The organism is Pantoea sp. DY-5, assembly GCF_019795955.1.
Lineage (GTDB): Bacteria > Pseudomonadota > Gammaproteobacteria > Enterobacterales > Enterobacteriaceae > Pantoea > Pantoea leporis.
The window spans coordinates 703397-720366 of the sequence record NZ_JAIMIE010000001.1 but is presented as its reverse complement, the minus strand read 5'-3'; the positions used below and the strand labels follow the sequence as shown (position 1 = coordinate 720366).

Here is a 16970-nt window from a genome sequence, read left to right as displayed (position 1 = left end):
TCAATCCTTGCGATGGCCGTAAACGCGCGGCTGGGTGTAGTAATCAATCAGCGGCACACAAATATTGGCCAGCAATACCGCGAAGGCGACGCCGTCCGGATAGCCGCCAAAGCTGCGAATCAGCCACACCAGCAAACCAATCAGCGCGCCGTAAACCAGGCGGCCGCGATTAGTGGTTGATGCGGTCACCGGATCGGTGGCAATAAAGAACGCGCCGAGCATGGTGGCACCGGAGAACAGGTGAATCAGCGGTGAGTTAAGGGACTCCGGCGAGAACAACCAACCCAGCGTGGCGCAGAACGCCAGCGAGACGAGGAAACTGACCGGAATGTGCCAGCGGATGGCGTTCTTCGCCAGCAGCAGCGCGCCGCCGAGCAGATAACCGAGGTTAACCCACTGCCAGCCAACACCGGCTAACACGCCGCTGTAGATCGGCTCCGCCAGCAGCTGTTCCGCGCTGTGTCCGGCGCGCAGACCGGTTTTAAAGGTATCGAGCGGTGTCGCCTGGCTAACGCCATCAACGCCGAGCTGCAGCTGCTGCATGGTTTCACCGGCCAGCGTGTGGTGGGTGAAGATCATGCTGAGCGAATCCAGCAGGCCGGGTTTGATCGCCTGCAGGCTATCGGGCGGCAGCCAGCTGGTCATCTGCACCGGGAAGGAGATCAGCAGCACCACGTAACCCACCATCGCCGGGTTAAACGGGTTTTGCCCCAAACCTCCGTACAGCTGTTTGGCGATGACGATGGCAAAAATGGTCCCTAACACCACCAACCACCATGGCGCGAGCGGCGGCAGGCTGATGCCCAGCAGCAACGCGGTAAGCAGGGCGGAGTTATCGGATAACGTCGGCACCACCGGCGTTTTGCGCAGGCGCAGAATCGCCCCTTCGGTGGCCCACGCGGTGGCGGTTGCCAGCAAAACCTGAATTAAGAAACCCACGCCAAAGAAATACCATTGTGCGGCCATGCCCGGCAGCGCGGCAAATACCACCAGCAGCATGATATTGCCGGTGCTGCGGCGGTTGTGGGTATAGGGAGAACTTGCAATACGAAAAGCCATTTAATCCTCAGTCGTCGAAGGCTGCTGCTGCGCTTTACGCGCTTTGGCACGGGCGACCGCAGCGGCAATCGCCGCTTTGCGTGGGTCGGCGGAGTCAGGAGAGGCAGCAGCCTCCACTTCAGGAGATGTGGCTTCAGCCTGCTGCGCGGCAGCGGCGGCTTTCTTCGCTTTGGCACGCGCAATCGCCGCTTCAACGGCGGCTTTGCGCTGATCAACTTCAGCAGCAGGTGCATCAGCTGGCGGCTCGGCGGGTGCCGGTGCAGCGGGTTGTGCGGCAGCGGCGGCCTTTTTGGCTTTAGCACGCGCAATCGCCGCTTCAACGGCGGCTTTGCGCGGATCGACTTCAGCAGCAGGCGCGTCGGCTGGCGGCTCAGCTGTTGTCGATGCAGCAGGTTGTGCGGCGGCTTTTTTCGCCTTAGCACGCGCAATCGCGGCTTCAACCGCCGCTTTACGCGGATCGACTTCAGCAGCAGGCGCGACGGCTGGCTGCTCGGCTGGTGCCGGTTCAGCGGCAGGCGCTACCTCAGCCGGCGGTGCGCCCGCTTTCTTCGCCTTCGCACGCGCAATTGCCGCTTCCACCGCCGCTTTACGCGGATCGCCGGACTGACGACTCAGCGCCTGCGTTTCTGCCTGCTTCTCGGCCTGCTGCGCTAAGGCTTGCGCGTGACGCGCTTCGCGCTCTGCAGCATCCTGCTCCGGCGTTTTTTCCTGACGCGCTTTCACACGTGCCACCGCAGCGTCTCGTTCACCCTGATCGCTACGCGCCACGCGCTGTTTAGCCTGTTCATGACGCGCTTCACGCGCCTGTTTTTCGCGTTCGAGACGTGCCAGACGCGCTTCAAAACGCGCTTTCGCTTCGGCGGTACGTTTCGCTTCGAGATCGATGGCGCGCAGTTCGGCTTTTTCCTGACGATAATATTGCACCAGCGGAATGTTACTCGGGCAGACGTAAGCGCAGGCGCCGCACTCAATGCAGTCATCAATATTGTGCGCGCGTGCTTTTTCGTGATCGCCGCCCTGGCTGTACCAGAACAGCTGCTGCGGCAGCAGTTTCGCTGGGCAGGCATCCGCGCAGGCGCTGCAGCGGATACAGGATTGCTCTTGCTGATCGTTGCCCATTTCGCTGGCCGACGGCGCCAGAATACAGTTGGATATTTTCACCAGCGGCACGTTCAGCGACGGCAGGGTAAAGCCCATTAGCGGACCGCCCATGATCACCATCTGGCGCGATCCCGGCGTAAAACCGGCATGCTGCAGCAGGTGGCTGATCGGCGTACCGAGCCGTCCCCAGACGTTGCGCGGGCGCGCCAGCGCTGCGCCGGTCAGCGTCACCACGCGTTCGGTGATCGGTTCGCCGTCTACGATGGCGCGTTTTACCGCCCACGCGGTGCCGACGTTTTGCATCAGCACACCGATATCGGTGGAACGTCCGCCGTGTGGCACTTCAAGGCCGGTGAGAATCTGCGTCAGCTGTTTCGCGCCGCCAGACGGATACTTGGTAGGAATCACGCGAATCTGTAATTCACGATCGCCGCCCAATGCCTGTTTCAGCGCGGCAATGGCTTGCGGTTTGTTATCTTCTATGCCGATCAGCACGCGTTCCGCCTGCAACACCCACGCCAGAATGCGGCAGCCTTCCAACACTTCGGCGGCACAATCCTGCATTAAACGGTCATCGGCAGTGATGTACGGCTCGCACTCGGCGGCGTTGATGATCAGGGTTTTTACGCCGCGCAGGCCGCCGCGCAGTTTGGTGGCGGTCGGGAAGCCCGCGCCGCCTAATCCGGCGATGCCGGCATTGTGAATGCGTTTTACCGCTTCTTCACGCGACAGGGCGCGGTAATCGGGCTGCGGATCGAGCGTGGTCCAGCGATCTTCGCCGTCGGCACGCAGGAAAATGCACAGCTCGGAGAGGCCAGAAGGGTGCGCCGTCATGTGTGGCGCAATCTCTTCGATGGTGCCGGACGTTGGCGCGTGCACCGGCAGCATGCGTCCGCCGCCAAAGGTCAGCGGCTGGCCGCGCAGCACTTTGTCGCCGGGCGCCACGCAAATCTCGCCTTCATGGCCGATATGCTGTTTTAACGGAATGATAAAGCGCTCAGGCAGGGGTAACTGGCTCAGCGGCGTACCGTTGGACTGTGTTTTCATCTCAGGCGGATGGATGCCGCCCTGAAAATCCCACAACTTCTCTTTGCGGAACAGGTTTAACAAATTAAGCATGGGTTTCTACCGGGATCACCCGTACAGGAATGGTGTCGAGATTCCACTTCCAGTTGGCCGTGGTGGTTGCAACCGGGCGCATCTCAATGCAGTCGGTCGGGCAAGGCGCAACGCAGAGATCGCAGCCGGTGCAGACATCGCTCAGCACGGTGTGCATGGCGCGCGTGGCACCCACGATGGCGTCCACCGGGCAAGCCTGAATACATTTGGTGCAGCCGATGCAGTTCTCTTCATCGATCCATGCCACGGTACGTATCGGCTCCAGCACGTCTGCGCCGCCGTCGAGCGGTTGCGGTTCAACGTTGAGCAGCGCGGCCAGCTTGAGCATGGTCTGCTCGCCGCCGGGCGCGCACTTATTGATCGCTTCACCGTTGTTACCCACCGCATCGGCATACGGGCGGCAGCCGGGATAGCCGCACTGACCACACTGGCTCTGCGGCAAAATCTCATCGATCTGCTCAACAATCGGATCTTCTTCCACCTCGAAGCGACGTGAGGCGTAACCCAGCAGGGCACCAAACACCAGGCCCAATGCAGCCAGCGCGATAATCGCAATCCAAATCGCGGTCATTAGAATTTCACCAGCCCGGTAAAGCCCATAAAGGCCAGCGCCATCAGACCTGCGGTGATCAGCGCAATCGAGTTACCTTTAAACGGCGCGGGAACATTCGCCAGTACCAGACGCTCGCGCATGCCGGCGAACAGCACCATCACCAGCGAGAAGCCGAGTGACGCACTGAAGCCATACAGCGCCGCCTGCAGGAAGGTGTGATTGAGGTTAACGCTCAGTAATGGCACGCCCAACACCGCACAGTTGGTGGTGATCAGCGGCAGAAAAATGCCGAGCAGGCGATAGAGTGACGGACTGGTTTTACGCACCACCATTTCGGTGAACTGCACCACAACAGCAATCACCAGGATATAGGCGAGGGTGCGCAGATAGACCAGATCGAGCGGCACCAGAATCAGGTGATTCACCAGCCAGGCGCAGATCGCCGCCAGCGTGATCACGAAAGTGGTGGCAAGTCCCATGCCAATGGCCGTTTCCAGTTTTTTTGACACGCCCATAAATGGGCAAAGGCCGAGGAATTTGACCAACACAAAGTTGTTCACCAGCACTGTGCCAACAAAGAGAAGTAAGTAATCGGTCATTTTTTAACCTGGGAAGCCGAAAGGCGTCTATTATCCGGAATTGAGAGGTGCATCTCAACCTTCAACGGGTTTGTGTGAGCATTGAGAGCACTCAGAATTAAATTGCTGACGAAACTCACGTCATTATGGCTGGATAAACGTCTGTTTTACGCGCTGAGAGCGTTTGAAATAGGGCACAAACACCGCAGCTGCCAGCAGCGACAGCAGTAAAGTCTGAATCGCTTTGCCATCGGCCACCGGCGTGAAGGCAAAGGTTTTTAACGCCAGCAAGATGGTCATCAGCAGCCACAGAATGTAATGGCGCGGTAAGCGACGCGAACGTTTACAGAAAATCCAGCACACCCAAATGCTATACGCCCATACCACCGCAGCAGTCAGCAGCGAGATCGACCATTGCGTCAGCAAAGTGCCGCCGTGTGAGAACAGCGTCGTGCGTAATTCGGGATTAAACAGCGGGCTCAGATACATCGCCACCACCAGCGCACTGGTCAGCATGGTCATAATCAGCCACGCCAGTGGCAACAGTAGCCAGCCAGCAATACGTGGCGGGTTCACCGGTTGGGTCATTGACAAGATCCTGTTTGCAGAGAAGAGGGCGATGCAGAGCTTATCATGTCCAAACGGGGCACGCCCGACCTGGACAACGCAAGAGCGCAGATAAAGAGGGGATAAATCAATTAGATCACGTAACGCCAGACGGTTTTCGGCACGCGGCCCATATCGAACAGACGTCCGCCAGAGACCAGTTCAGCACGTCGATGGTCGGCGGCACGATACATATTGATGATCTCTTTATCATCAGTCAGCGAATAATTCAGATGGTCGTAGAGTTTTTCCAGACTATCGAGATTATTCACTTTGCGGAATTTCAGCAGGTAATCTAATGCAGTCATGATTGCCATTTAAATATAAAGTACTTGGAAGTGCCCAAGTATAGGGAGCACGCAGCGAGAGTCCATATGCGACTCATAAAAAAATACAAAATTCAGACAACATGCGCTAATTCGCTCATGAAACGACACTTTTTTGGCTTTTACGCGTTTTAAAAGCGCATATAAAGTACGATTTAAGGCAAATTCAGGCCGGTATTTAGCGGGCTTGTGAGAAAATATCACGCTATTAACGCATGATTGGAAAGCCGTTATTTCTCCGTCTCTATAATAGGTATTTGCGATCGTGCTGCGAATGAATCCGCTGTTTATTCCGCTCTGGCCAGCAAATTTATGCACACGCCATGAAACCGGCACTCACATTCTGTGCGAGTAGTCACAAAACCAATAATTGATTGTCGCTGCAGACAATAACCATTCTTTACGCGCCCGCTGTAATCGTTTCCAGTAGTGAGAAGCATAACCGATTCTGTTTATTACATTTATTTAACCCCCTCCGTAATAATTAGCAGGCATTTTGTCCATAATGCCACGATCCATAAAGCATTGCCTGTTCGCGTAACTCCTTTAATTCACTCTGATTTGTGAAGTATGTCGCGCTTGTTTACGCGCTTTTCAGCCAGGCTTAATTCGCGTTTTGTACCCCTACAACACACTCCCTTCAGAGGAATGAAATTATGTGGAAACGTTTACTCTTGACCGCCATGGTGAGCTCGGCACTGAGTACGTCGGTGTTGGCTGCTGATATGACGGTGGGCTTCTCACAGGTTGGCTCGGAATCTGGCTGGCGTTCAGCAGAAACCAATGTGGCAAAAAGTGAAGCGCAAAAGCGCGGTATCACGCTGAAAATCGCCGATGGCCAGCAGAAACAAGAGAACCAAATCAAAGCGGTGCGCTCGTTCATCGCGCAGGGCGTTGATGCCATCTTTATTGCGCCGGTGGTGCAAACGGGATGGGAACCCGTGCTGGAAGAAGCCAAAGACGCCAAAATCCCGGTGTTCTTACTCGATCGCGCCATCGTGGTGAAAGACAAATCGCTGTACATGGCGGTGGTCACTGCGGACAACGTGCTGGAAGGCAAGTTGATTGGCGACTGGCTGGTGAAAACGGTCGCGGACAAAAAATGTAACGTCGTCGAGCTGCAAGGCACCGTCGGCGCCAGCGTGGCGATTGACCGTAAGAAAGGCTTCGCCGAAGCCATCGCCGGCCACGACAATATCAAAGTGATTCGCTCGCAGTCCGGTGACTTTACCCGCAGTAAAGGTAAAGAGGTGATGGAGAGCTTTATCAAGGCGGAAAACAACGGTAAGAACATCTGCATGGTTTACGCGCATAACGATGATATGGCGATCGGTGCGATTCAGGCGATTAAAGAAGCTGGCCTCAAGCCAGGCAAAGATATCCTGACCGGTTCGATTGATGGCGTGCCCGATATCTACAAAGCGATGCTGGCCGGTGAAGCCAATGCCAACGTGGAGCTGACGCCTAATATGGCCGGTCCAGCATTCGACGCGCTGGAGAAATTTAAGAAGGACGGCACGATGCCGCCGAAAATCATCAAAACAGAATCGAAACTGTATCTGCCGGACTCCGCACAGGCGCAGCTCGATACCAAAAAAGGCATGGGTTACTGATCCCCGCAACCGCCCTTCGGGGCGGTTTTTGATGACGTAAGGCGAGGTAGAACCTGATGAGCACCTCCGATGAAACCGCACTGCTGACCATTAGCGGCGTCAGCAAAGGCTTTCCCGGCGTGAAGGCGCTGGATAATGTCTCGTTCAGCATCCGCAAGGGCGAGATCATGGCGTTGCTGGGCGAAAACGGCGCGGGCAAATCCACGCTGATTAAAGTCCTGACCGGCGTGTATACCCGCGATGCCGGCACGGTAACCCTGAACGGCAAGGCGATTACGCCGCATAACACCGCTGATGCACAGGAGATGGGCATTGGCACGGTTTATCAGGAAGTGAATCTGCTGCCGAATATGTCGGTGGCGGATAATTTGTACATTGGCCGCGAGCCGCGTCGCTTCGGCATGATTGATCGCAAGCGCATGGTGCGCGACGCCGATGCGCTGATGCGCAACTACGGCTTTGTACTCGACGTAACGCGTCCGCTGGGGCATTACTCGGTGGCGATGCAGCAGATCATTGCGATTTGCCGCGCGGTCGATCTCTCCGCGCAGGTGCTGATCCTTGATGAACCGACCGCCAGCCTCGATGCCAATGAAGTCGAAATGCTGTTTACCCTGATGGCGCAGCTAAAAGCCAAAGGGATGAGCCTGATTTTTGTTACCCATTTTCTCGACCAGGTTTACCGCATTACCGATCGCATCACCGTGCTGCGTAACGGCCAGTTTATTGCCACGCGCGATACCGCCACGCTGCCGCAGATTGAACTGATCAAGCTGATGCTGGGACGCGAGCTGCTGGAAACTGCTTTGCAGCGTCAGGGCAGCACGCTGCGCAGCAATCAGCCGGTGGTGTCGTTTGAAGATTACGGCAAGAAGGGCACCATTGAACCCTTCAACCTGCAGGTGCGTCCGGGTGAAGTGGTGGGACTGGCGGGATTGCTCGGTTCAGGCCGAACCGAAACCGCCGAAGTGCTGTTCGGCATTCGCCGGGCGGATCGCGGCACCGCGACCATCAAGGGCAAAGTGCAGAACATCCGCACGCCCGCGAAGGCTTCGCGCCTCGGTATGGGTTTCTGTCCGGAAGATCGTAAAACCGACGGCATCATTGGTGGCGCGTCGGTACGCGAAAATATCATTCTGGCGCTGCAGGCGCAGCGCGGCTGGCTGCGACCGATCAAGCGTCGTGAGCAGCAGGAGATCGCCGAGCGCTTTATCAAGAGTCTCGGCATTCGCACGCCGCATGCGGATCAACCGGTTGAGCTGTTGTCCGGCGGCAACCAGCAGAAGGTGCTGTTATCGCGCTGGCTGGTGACCAAACCGCAATTCCTGATCCTCGACGAGCCAACGCGCGGTATTGATGTGGGCGCGCACGCCGAGATCATTCGCTTAATTGAAACCTTGTGCGCCGACGGATTGGCGCTGCTGGTTATCTCCTCTGAACTCGAAGAACTGGTGGGCTATGCCGATCGCGTGTTGATCATGCGCGATTTGAAGCAGGTGGCCGAAATCCCGCTGGAGCAGCTGTCGGTGGCCGCGATCGTCAACGCCATCGCCGATGGAGGAGCACAACATGCTTGAATCCCCTATGACACATGACAAACCCGAACGACGTAAGCCGAAGCTGCCGCCTGGCATGCCGCAGATTGTGGCGCTGATTCTGGTGCTGCTGGTGGATAGCCTGGTAGCGAATAACTTTTTTGCCATTCACATTCAGGATGGCCGTTTGTTCGGCAGCCCAATTGATATTCTCAATCGCGCCGCGCCGGTGGCGTTGCTGGCAATTGGCATGACGCTGGTGATTGCCACCGGCGGCATCGATCTGTCGGTGGGCGCGGTGATGGCGATTGCCGGGGCAACGGCGGCGACCTTGACGGTGGCGGGGCACAGTTTGCCGTTCATCATTCTGGCGACGCTCGGTACCGGCCTGGCCTGCGGTTTATGGAATGGCATTTTGGTGGCGCTGCTAAAAATTCAGCCGTTTGTCGCCACTTTGATTTTAATGGTGGCGGGACGCGGCGTGGCGCAGCTGATTACACAGGGCCAAATCGTTACCTTCAATAGCGATAGCCTGGCGTGGTTTGGTAGCGGTTCGCTGTGGCTGCTGCCGGTGCCGGTATGGATTACGCTGCTGGTGGCGCTCATGGTGTGGCTGCTGACGCGCAAAACCGCGCTCGGACTGTTTATCGAAGCGGTCGGTATTAACCTGCGCGCGGCGCGCAATGCCGGTGTGAATGGCTGGCTGGTGGTGATGTCGACCTATGTGATTAGCGGCATGTGCGCGGCGGTGGCGGGCATGATCGTCGCTGCGGATATTCGCGGTGCCGATGCCAATAATGCCGGTTTGTGGCTGGAGCTGGATGCCATTCTGGCGGTGGTGATTGGCGGTGCTTCGTTGATGGGCGGGCGCTTCAATCTGGTGCTGTCACTGATTGGCGCGTTGATTATTCAGTCGATGAATACCGGTATTTTGCTGTCCGGCTTCCAGCCTGAACTCAATCAGGTGGTGAAAGCGGTGGTGGTGATGTGCGTATTGCTGCTGCAGTCGCCACGCTTTATTGCCATGTTGAAACGGAGACGCCCGAAATGATGAAACGTCATCTGCCCTTGATGATCACGCTGCTGGTGTTTGTGGCGGGTTATCTGTTTTGCCTGAGCCAATTTCCCGGCTTCGCTTCAACGCGCGTGATCTGCAATATCCTCACCGATAACGCTTTCCTCGGCATCATCGCCGTGGGGATGACGTTCGTGATTTTGTCCGGCGGGATTGATCTGTCGGTGGGCGCGGTGATTGCCTTTAGCGGCGTGTTCCTGGCACGGGTGATTGGTGATTATCATCTCGATCCGCTTCTGGCGTTTGCGCTGGTGCTGGCGATGGGCGCGCTGTTTGGCGCGATGATGGGCTGGCTGATCGATGCGCTGAAAATCCCGGCGTTTATCATTACGCTGGCGGGGATGTTTTTCCTGCGCGGCTGCAGCTATCTGGTGTCGGAGAATTCGATTCCTATCGATCATCCGCTCTATACCACGCTGTCGAGTCTGGCGTGGAAGATCCCTGGCGGCGGACGCCTGAGTTTGCTGGCGCTGATTATGCTGGTGGTGGTACTCGGCGGGATTATTCTGGCGCACCGTACGCGCTTTGGTAATCAGGTGTATGCGATTGGCGGCAGCCTGACTTCGGCGCAGTTGATGGGCGTGTCAACGCGCGCGACCACCATCAGGATTTATATGTTGTCGACCACGCTGGCGACATTAGCGGGCATTGTGTTCTCCATTTATACCTCGGCAGGCTATGCGCTAGCGGGATTGGGTGTGGAACTGGACGCGATTGCCTCGGTGGTGATTGGCGGCACCTTGTTGTCTGGCGGCGTGGGCACGGTGTTGGGCACGCTGTTCGGCGTGTTGATTCAGGGATTGATTCAGACCTGGATTAACTTCGACGGCACCTTGAGTTCATGGTGGACCAAGATCGCCATCGGCATTCTGCTGTTTGCGTTTATCGCGCTGCAACGCCTGCTCACCGTGATGTGGGATCGCCAGCAGAACGCACCTGTTAAGCGTTTGACCTCTTAACTTCTTCACCCGCCTTTCCCTCACCCCAACCCTCTCCCGCGCGCGGGAGAGGGAGCCGCCGGTGCAGCGATAAGCAGCACTCTTCCCTGAAGCAAAAACACACGTTGAGTTCGGAGTGACAGCGTTTATAAAACGGTTCCTTCCCCCGCTTGCGGGAGAAGGTTAGGATGAGGGGAATATCGCAGAGGACGAAATCAACGTGCCAGGCGGTAATACGCCTCATTCCAGCGCAGCGCATCTTTAAATGCCGGTAAGCGCGTCTCCTCATCAATCACCAGCACTTCAATGCCATTCAGCTCGCCGTACAGATACATATCATCCAGATCCAGCGCCTGGCTGAACACCGTGTGGTGCGCGCCGCCGGCCAGAATCCAGGCCTCTGATGCGGTGGCCAGCGACGGCTGGGCACGCCACAGCGCACGGGCCACCGGCAATTTTGGCAGCGGTTTTGGCTGTTCGATAGCATCCACCACATTCACCAGCAAACGGAAACGATCGCCAAGATCGATCACGCTGGCATTCACCGCGCGTCCTGCTGGCGTGGAGAAGATCATGCGCGCCGGATCGGCTTTGTCGCCAATGCCGAGGAACTGCACATCAATCAGCGGCTTCTCCTCTTTGGCGATGGACGGGCACACTTCCAGCATATGTGAGCCCAGCACCAAATCATTGCCCGGTGAGAAGTGATAGGTGTAATCCTCCATAAAGGATGTGCCGCCAGCGCGTGCGCCCGCCTGAATTTTGAGGATGTGCAGCAGCGCGGCGGTTTTCCAGTCGCCTTCACCGGCAAAGCCGTAGCCCTGGCCCATCAAGCGCTGCACCGCCAAACCGGGCAGCTGCGTCATGCCATGCAAGGTTTGGAAGTTGGTGGTGAAGGCTTTGCAGCCTTCAGCTTCGAGGAAACGTTTCAGACCGAGCTCAATGCGTGCCGCATCCAGTACGTTTTGACGTTTGTCGCCGTTGACGGCGGCGGCATCGGTAAAGCGATATTGGCTTTCGTATTCATCGATCAGCGCGTTGACGTCGCCATCGCTGACGCTGTTCACCACCTCGACCAAATCGCCCACGCCCCAGCCATTCACGGAGTAACCAAATTGAATCTGTGCTGCGACTTTATCGCCTTCGGTCACTGCCACTTCGCGCATGTTGTCGCCGAAGCGCGCCACTTTCAGCTGCTGGCTGGCCTGTTTTGCCAGCGCGGCATTGATCCAGCGTCCGATGCGCTGCTGGCTGGCTTTATCCTGCCAGTGACCGGTCACCACGCTGTGTTGCAAGCCCATACGCGCGCCGATAAAGCCGAACTCGCGGCCGCCGTGCGCGGTTTGGTTAAGATTCATAAAGTCCATATCCATGCTGTCCCACGGAATCTCCGCGTTGAACTGGGTATGGAATTGCAGCAGCGGCTTATTCAGGATGCTCAGGCCACCAATCCACATCTTGGCTGGCGAGAAGGTGTGCAGCCAGGTAATGATGCCGACGCACTGATTATCGTGGTTGGCGTCGCGGCACAATGCCAGCGCTTCGTCTGGTGATTTCACCAGCGGCTTCAGCACCAGCGATACCGGCAAGGTGCCGGCCTGATTCAATCCGTCCATCACCTGGCGAGCGTGCTGTTCTACCTGACGCAAGGTTTCCGCGCCGTAAAGGTGCTGCGTACCAATAACAAACCACACCTGTTGTGCGTTGTGCTGTTCCATTAAATCTCTCCTTTACTGAGCGGATACGGTGCGCGCGGCGTACTGCGGTTCAGCGGCCTGGCACCAGTTTTGATAACGTTGATAAAGTTGCTGATAAACCACCACGCGCTCGGCGTTGGGTTGCAGCGTCACATCAATCGGACTGGCCATCACCTGCTGGGCGGCAGGCACATCGGCATACACGCCCGCAGCAACGGCGGCAAAAATGGCGGCGCCGAGCGCACAGCATTCGTCAGAGGCGACGATATCCAGCGGACGGTTCATCACGTCGCAGCACGCCTGCATGATGGCGGGGGATTTGCGCGCGATGCCGCCGAGCGTCAGGATGCTCTGCACCGGAATCTGCTGCTGTTCGAAACACTCCATAATGGCGCGCGCGCCAAACGCGGTGGCGGCGATCAGGCCACCAAACAGCGCCGGCGCATCGGTGCCGAGATTGAGATCGGTGATCACGCCTTTTAAGCGCTGATTGGCGTCCGGCGTGCGGCGGCCGTTGAACCAGTCGAGCACCACCGGCAGATGATCGAGTTGCGGATTAGCCGCCCAGGCTTCGGTGAGGTTGCGGATCAGATCTTTTTGCAGCGCGGCCAACTGCGGTTGCAGCTCCGGATGTTGCTGCGCCGCCTGCTGCAGTGGCCAACCGAGCAGGCGGCTGAACCAGGCATAAATATCGCCAAACGCTGACTGACCGGCTTCGCAGCCAATCGCGCCCGGCACCACGCTGCCATCCACCTGACCGCAGATGCCTTTGATCGCGCGGTCGCCAACGGTGTCGCTGTCGGCAATCAGAATGTCGCAGGTTGAGGTACCAATCACTTTCACCAGCGTGTAAGGCTGCGCACCGGCACCAACCGCGCCCATGTGGCAGTCAAACGCGCCGCCCGAAAGAATCACCTGTTGCGATAAGCCGAGGCGCTGCGCCCATTCGCTGCTGAGCGTGCCAACCGGCACATCGGCGGTCCAGGTTTCTGTGAACAGGGGAGAATCGAGCTGCTCGACCAGCAGAGGATCGAGCGTGCGGAAGAAGTCAGCCGGCGGCAAGCCTTGCCACTCCGGATGCCACAGTGATTTGTGCCCAGCGGCACAGCGTCCACGACGCAGTTGCGCGGGTGCAGTGGTGCCGCTGAGGAGCGCGGGCACCCAATCGCACAGTTCCACCCAAGACACTGCCGCGTCACGTACCGCAGCATCTGCGCGTGACACGTGCAGTATCTTGGCCCAGAACCACTCCGACGAATAAACGCCGCCAATATAGCGGGTGTAATCGTTGAAACGACCGCTACGACAAAGCTGATTGATCTCCTCGGCTTCTTCAATCGCGGTGTGATCTTTCCACAGCACGAACATCGCGTTGGGGTTGGTGGCGAATTCCGGGCGCAGCGCCAGCACGTTGCCATCACGATCGATGGGCGCGGGCGTCGAGCCGGTGGAATCCACGCCAATCCCGACTACGGCGGCGCGCTGTTCGGGCGTTAAGGCGTTAACCACGGTGACGATCGCCTGTTCTAACGCATCGATATAGTCCTGCGGATGGTGACGAAAGCGGTTGGCGTGCGCATCGCAAAATTCGCCGTTGGCCCAGCGTGCATAGTTGACCACCGCTTTTTCCAGCTCTTTTCCACTGTGACAGTCCACGGCCAGCGCACGCACCGAGTCACTGCCGAAATCCAGCCCAATTGTTATGGTGCCAGCACCCATTGGGATTCTCCTGTGTGAGTTATCTGGCTCTATCCTGGAATGGGGCGGCAGAAGCGGTTAGTCATCAGTCGCTGAGAATATGCACTTTTCTGTCATCGCCGAGGATGTGTGATCGACTGCAAAAGTTAATGACCGGTTAAATTTGCTGAATATATGGAGAATTTTGTCATCGTTTTGGGATGTGATACCGCTCTACATTTTTCCTTTCCATTCCCGCTACAACTAGCCCAGCGTTTGCGCAGCCTTTGTACAACCTTTGCGCTAACGCGCTGATTTTTAGCTGTACCCCACAGAATGATTTGATTGGTAGCGTTTACACCGATTGGTTAATAACAGCCTAAAACAACATTATGCCGGAGAGCATCATGCATAAATTCACTAAAACGCTGGCGGCGCTAGGTCTCGCTGCGGTTATGTCACAATCCGCTATCGCCGAGACCATGAAACTCGGTTTCCTCGTTAAACAACCGGAGGAACCCTGGTTCCAGACCGAATGGAAATTCGCGGATAAAGCCGGCAAGGATCTCGGCTTTGAAGTGATCAAAATTGCCGTGCCCGACGGTGAGAAAACCCTCAACGCCATCGACAGCCTGGCCGCCAGCGGCGCGAAAGGCTTCGTCATCTGTACGCCAGATCCGAAACTCGGCTCCGCGATTGTCGCCAAAGCGCGCGGTTACGGTCTGAAAGTGATTGCCGTCGATGACCAGTTCGTGACCGCCAAAGGCAAGCCAATGGATACCGTGCCATTGGTGATGATGGCGGCAACCAAAATCGGCGAGCGTCAGGGGCAGGAACTGTATAAAGAGATGCAGAAACGCGGCTGGGATGTGAAAGAGACCGGCGTGATGGCTATCACCGCTAACGAACTCGACACCGCACGCCGTCGCACCAGCGGTTCGATGGACGCGCTGAAAGCCGCCGGTTTCCCGGAGAAGCAGATCTATCAGGTGCCAACCAAATCCAATGATATCCCAGGCGCCTTTGACGCCGGTAACTCGCTGCTGGTGCAGCATCCGGAAGTGAAACACTGGCTGATTCTCGGCATGAACGATAACACCGTGCTGGGCGGCGTTCGCGCCACCGAAGGCCAGGGCTTTAAGGCGCCCGATGTGATCGGTATCGGCATTAACGGTGTTGATGCGGTGAGTGAGCTGTCGAAAGGTTCCGCCACCGGCTTCTACGGTTCGCTGCTGCCAAGCCCGGACGTGCACGGTTATAAGAGCAGCGAGATGCTCTACAACTGGGTGACCAAAGATCAGGAGCCGCCGAAGTTCACCGAGGTCACCGATGTGGTGCTGATTACCCGCGATAACTTCAAAGCCGAGCTGGATAAGAAAGGGCTGAAGTAATCACGTTGTTCGTTGTTTGAGCAGCACCATCTAAATGTTTAGCCAAAATGATTCGTGCTGTAACAAGGCGGCAAGTGCACTTATCCCCAGGAGCTTACTTTTGTAAGTGACCGGGGTAAGTTCACGCAGCCAACGCAGTTACAGTGCGAAGCATGAAGGCTTAGAGGAGTCACCATGAACATAGATCAAGCCTTTCTGTCGTTTCATGGCATCAGCAAAACCTTTCCCGGCGTGAAAGCGCTGCAGGACATCTCATTCAGCTGCCGTGCCGGCGAAGTGCACGCGCTGATGGGGGAGAACGGTGCCGGTAAATCGACGCTGTTGAAGATCCTCAGCGGTAGCTACCAGCCCAGCGGCGGCGAGATCCGCATTAAAGGCCAGCCGAAGAGTTTCAACACCACCGTGGATGCGCTGGATGCCGGCGTGGCGATCATTTACCAGGAACTGCATCTGGTGCCGGAAATGAGCGTGGCGGAAAATATCTATCTCGGCCAGCTGCCGCACAAGCGCGGCCTGGTGAATCGCAAACTGCTGCGCTATGAAGCCGGTTTGCAGCTGCAAAATCTTGGCATGGATATCGATCCGGACATGCCGCTGAAATATCTGTCGCTCGGCCAATGGCAGATGGTGGAGATCGCCAAAGCGCTGGCGCGTAACGCACGCATCATCGCTTTTGACGAACCGACCAGCTCGCTGTCGGCGCGCGAAATTGATCACTTGTTCCGCGTCATCCGTCAGCTACGCGAGCAGGGCCGCACCGTGTTGTACGTGTCGCATCGCATGGAGGAGATTTTTGCCCTGAGCGATGCCATCACCGTGTTTAAAGATGGCCGCTACGTGCGCACCTTCACCGACATGAAAAACACCCATCACGATGATTTGGTGCAGGCGATGGTGGGGCGCAATCTGGGGGATATTTATGGTTACGCGCCGCGTGAACTGGGCCCGGTGCGTCTGCAGCTGGACGCGGTGGAGGCAAAGGGCGTGCGCACGCCGATTTCGTTGACGGTGCGTGCCGGTGAAATCGTTGGCCTGTTTGGTTTAGTGGGCGCGGGACGCAGTGAACTGATGAAAGGGCTGTTCGGTGCCACCAAACTGCGCGGCGGCAGCGTGACGCTGGATGGTAAAAAACTCAACATTCGCCAGCCGATCGACGCCATCCGCGCCGGCATCATGCTGTGCCCGGAAGATCGCAAATCTGAAGGCATCATTCCGGTGCATTCGGTGCGCGATAACATCAACATCAGCGCGCGTCGCCACAATCTCACCGCTGGTTGCCTGATCAAACCGAGCTGGGAAGCGAAAAACGCCGATATCCACATTCGTTCACTCAACATCAAAACGCCAGGCCCGCAGCAGCTGATCATGAACCTCTCCGGTGGCAACCAGCAGAAGGCGATTCTGGGCCGCTGGCTGTCGGAAGAGATGAACGTAATCCTGCTCGATGAGCCGACGCGCGGCATTGACGTCGGTGCTAAACACGAAATCTACAACCTGATTTATCAACTGGCGAAAAAGGGGATTGCGGTGCTGTTTGCCTCCAGCGATCTGCCGGAAGTGATGGGATTAGCCGACCGCATTCTGGTGATGCGTGAAGGTTCCATTGCCGGTGAACTGTCCCATGACACGGCCACAGAGCAGCTGACGCTGAGCCTGGCGATGCCGAAAACCACTCAAGCGGCCGCCGTGGCCTGATGTAAAG

Annotated in this window: 14 protein-coding genes; 6 read left to right on the top strand and 8 right to left on the bottom strand. The window is 57.2% G+C overall.

Going from position 1 to position 16970, the window contains the following annotated elements; translation table 11 throughout:
* The 6 genes from rsxD to ydgT all read right to left on the bottom strand — a co-directional run bounded on the left by rsxD (position 1) and on the right by ydgT (position 5324).
* Complete coding sequence (gene rsxD, locus K5Y30_RS03335) at positions 1-1059, bottom strand: electron transport complex subunit RsxD (RefSeq protein WP_222210501.1); 1059 nt, start codon at positions 1057-1059, stop codon at positions 1-3.
* Entirely contained in the window at positions 1060-3279 is a 2220-nt protein-coding gene (gene rsxC, locus K5Y30_RS03330) for an electron transport complex subunit RsxC (protein WP_222210500.1), read from the bottom strand.
* Positions 3272-3850, bottom strand: a complete 579-nt coding sequence (gene rsxB / locus K5Y30_RS03325) for an electron transport complex subunit RsxB (protein WP_110866053.1) — start codon at positions 3848-3850, stop codon at positions 3272-3274. The genes rsxC and rsxB overlap by 8 nt, the downstream gene beginning before the upstream one ends.
* Positions 3850-4431, bottom strand: coding sequence for an electron transport complex subunit RsxA (gene rsxA, locus K5Y30_RS03320; protein WP_101764524.1), 582 nt, complete (start codon positions 4429-4431; stop codon positions 3850-3852). Before rsxA ends, rsxB begins: the two co-directional genes overlap by 1 nt.
* Positions 4432-4554: 123 nt before the next feature.
* Complete coding sequence (locus K5Y30_RS03315) at positions 4555-4998, bottom strand: DUF2569 domain-containing protein (protein ID WP_222210499.1); 444 nt, start codon at positions 4996-4998, stop codon at positions 4555-4557.
* A 110-nt stretch (positions 4999-5108) separates the two neighbouring features.
* Complete coding sequence (ydgT, locus tag K5Y30_RS03310) at positions 5109-5324, bottom strand: transcription modulator YdgT (RefSeq protein ID WP_167391211.1); 216 nt, start codon at positions 5322-5324, stop codon at positions 5109-5111.
* Positions 5325-5998: 674 nt separating this feature from the next.
* Here ydgT and ytfQ point away from each other — a divergent pair.
* From ytfQ to yjfF, 4 genes are read left to right on the top strand one after another with little or no spacing between them, the layout of a single operon-like run.
* The gene (gene ytfQ, locus K5Y30_RS03305) at positions 5999-6955 is read left to right on the top strand and encodes a galactofuranose ABC transporter, galactofuranose-binding protein YtfQ (RefSeq protein WP_008110249.1); all 957 of its coding nucleotides are present in this window, start codon (positions 5999-6001) and stop codon (positions 6953-6955) included.
* Positions 6956-7011: 56 nt separating this feature from the next.
* On the top strand, positions 7012-8532 hold the full coding sequence (locus K5Y30_RS03300; RefSeq protein ID WP_154194182.1) for a sugar ABC transporter ATP-binding protein: 1521 nt from the start codon (positions 7012-7014) through the stop codon (positions 8530-8532).
* Complete coding sequence (gene ytfT, locus K5Y30_RS03295) at positions 8525-9541, top strand: galactofuranose ABC transporter, ATP-binding protein YtfT (protein WP_222210498.1); 1017 nt, start codon at positions 8525-8527, stop codon at positions 9539-9541. Before K5Y30_RS03300 ends, ytfT begins: the two co-directional genes overlap by 8 nt.
* Complete coding sequence (yjfF, locus tag K5Y30_RS03290) at positions 9538-10524, top strand: galactofuranose ABC transporter, permease protein YjfF (RefSeq protein ID WP_101764518.1); 987 nt, start codon at positions 9538-9540, stop codon at positions 10522-10524. The genes ytfT and yjfF overlap by 4 nt, the downstream gene beginning before the upstream one ends.
* A gap of 194 nt (positions 10525-10718) precedes the next feature.
* Here the strand turns inward: yjfF and araA are convergent, their stop codons facing one another.
* On the bottom strand, positions 10719-12221 hold the full coding sequence (gene araA / locus K5Y30_RS03285) for an L-arabinose isomerase (protein ID WP_176971861.1): 1503 nt from the start codon (positions 12219-12221) through the stop codon (positions 10719-10721).
* 12 nt (positions 12222-12233) lie between these two features.
* The gene (locus K5Y30_RS03280; protein ID WP_222210497.1) at positions 12234-13919 is read right to left on the bottom strand and encodes a ribulokinase; all 1686 of its coding nucleotides are present in this window, start codon (positions 13917-13919) and stop codon (positions 12234-12236) included.
* 365 nt (positions 13920-14284) lie between these two features.
* On the opposite strand from K5Y30_RS03280, the gene K5Y30_RS03275 reads away from it, so the two are divergent.
* Together K5Y30_RS03275 and araG are read left to right on the top strand one after the other, a co-directional pair.
* Positions 14285-15268, top strand: coding sequence for an arabinose ABC transporter substrate-binding protein (locus K5Y30_RS03275; protein ID WP_101764515.1), 984 nt, complete (start codon positions 14285-14287; stop codon positions 15266-15268).
* Positions 15269-15442: 174 nt separating this feature from the next.
* Positions 15443-16963 carry an L-arabinose ABC transporter ATP-binding protein AraG gene (gene araG, locus K5Y30_RS03270; protein ID WP_192411919.1) on the top strand — a complete coding sequence of 507 codons (1521 nt, stop codon included), beginning with the start codon at positions 15443-15445 and terminating at the stop codon, positions 16961-16963.
* Positions 16964-16970 lie beyond the last annotated feature (7 nt).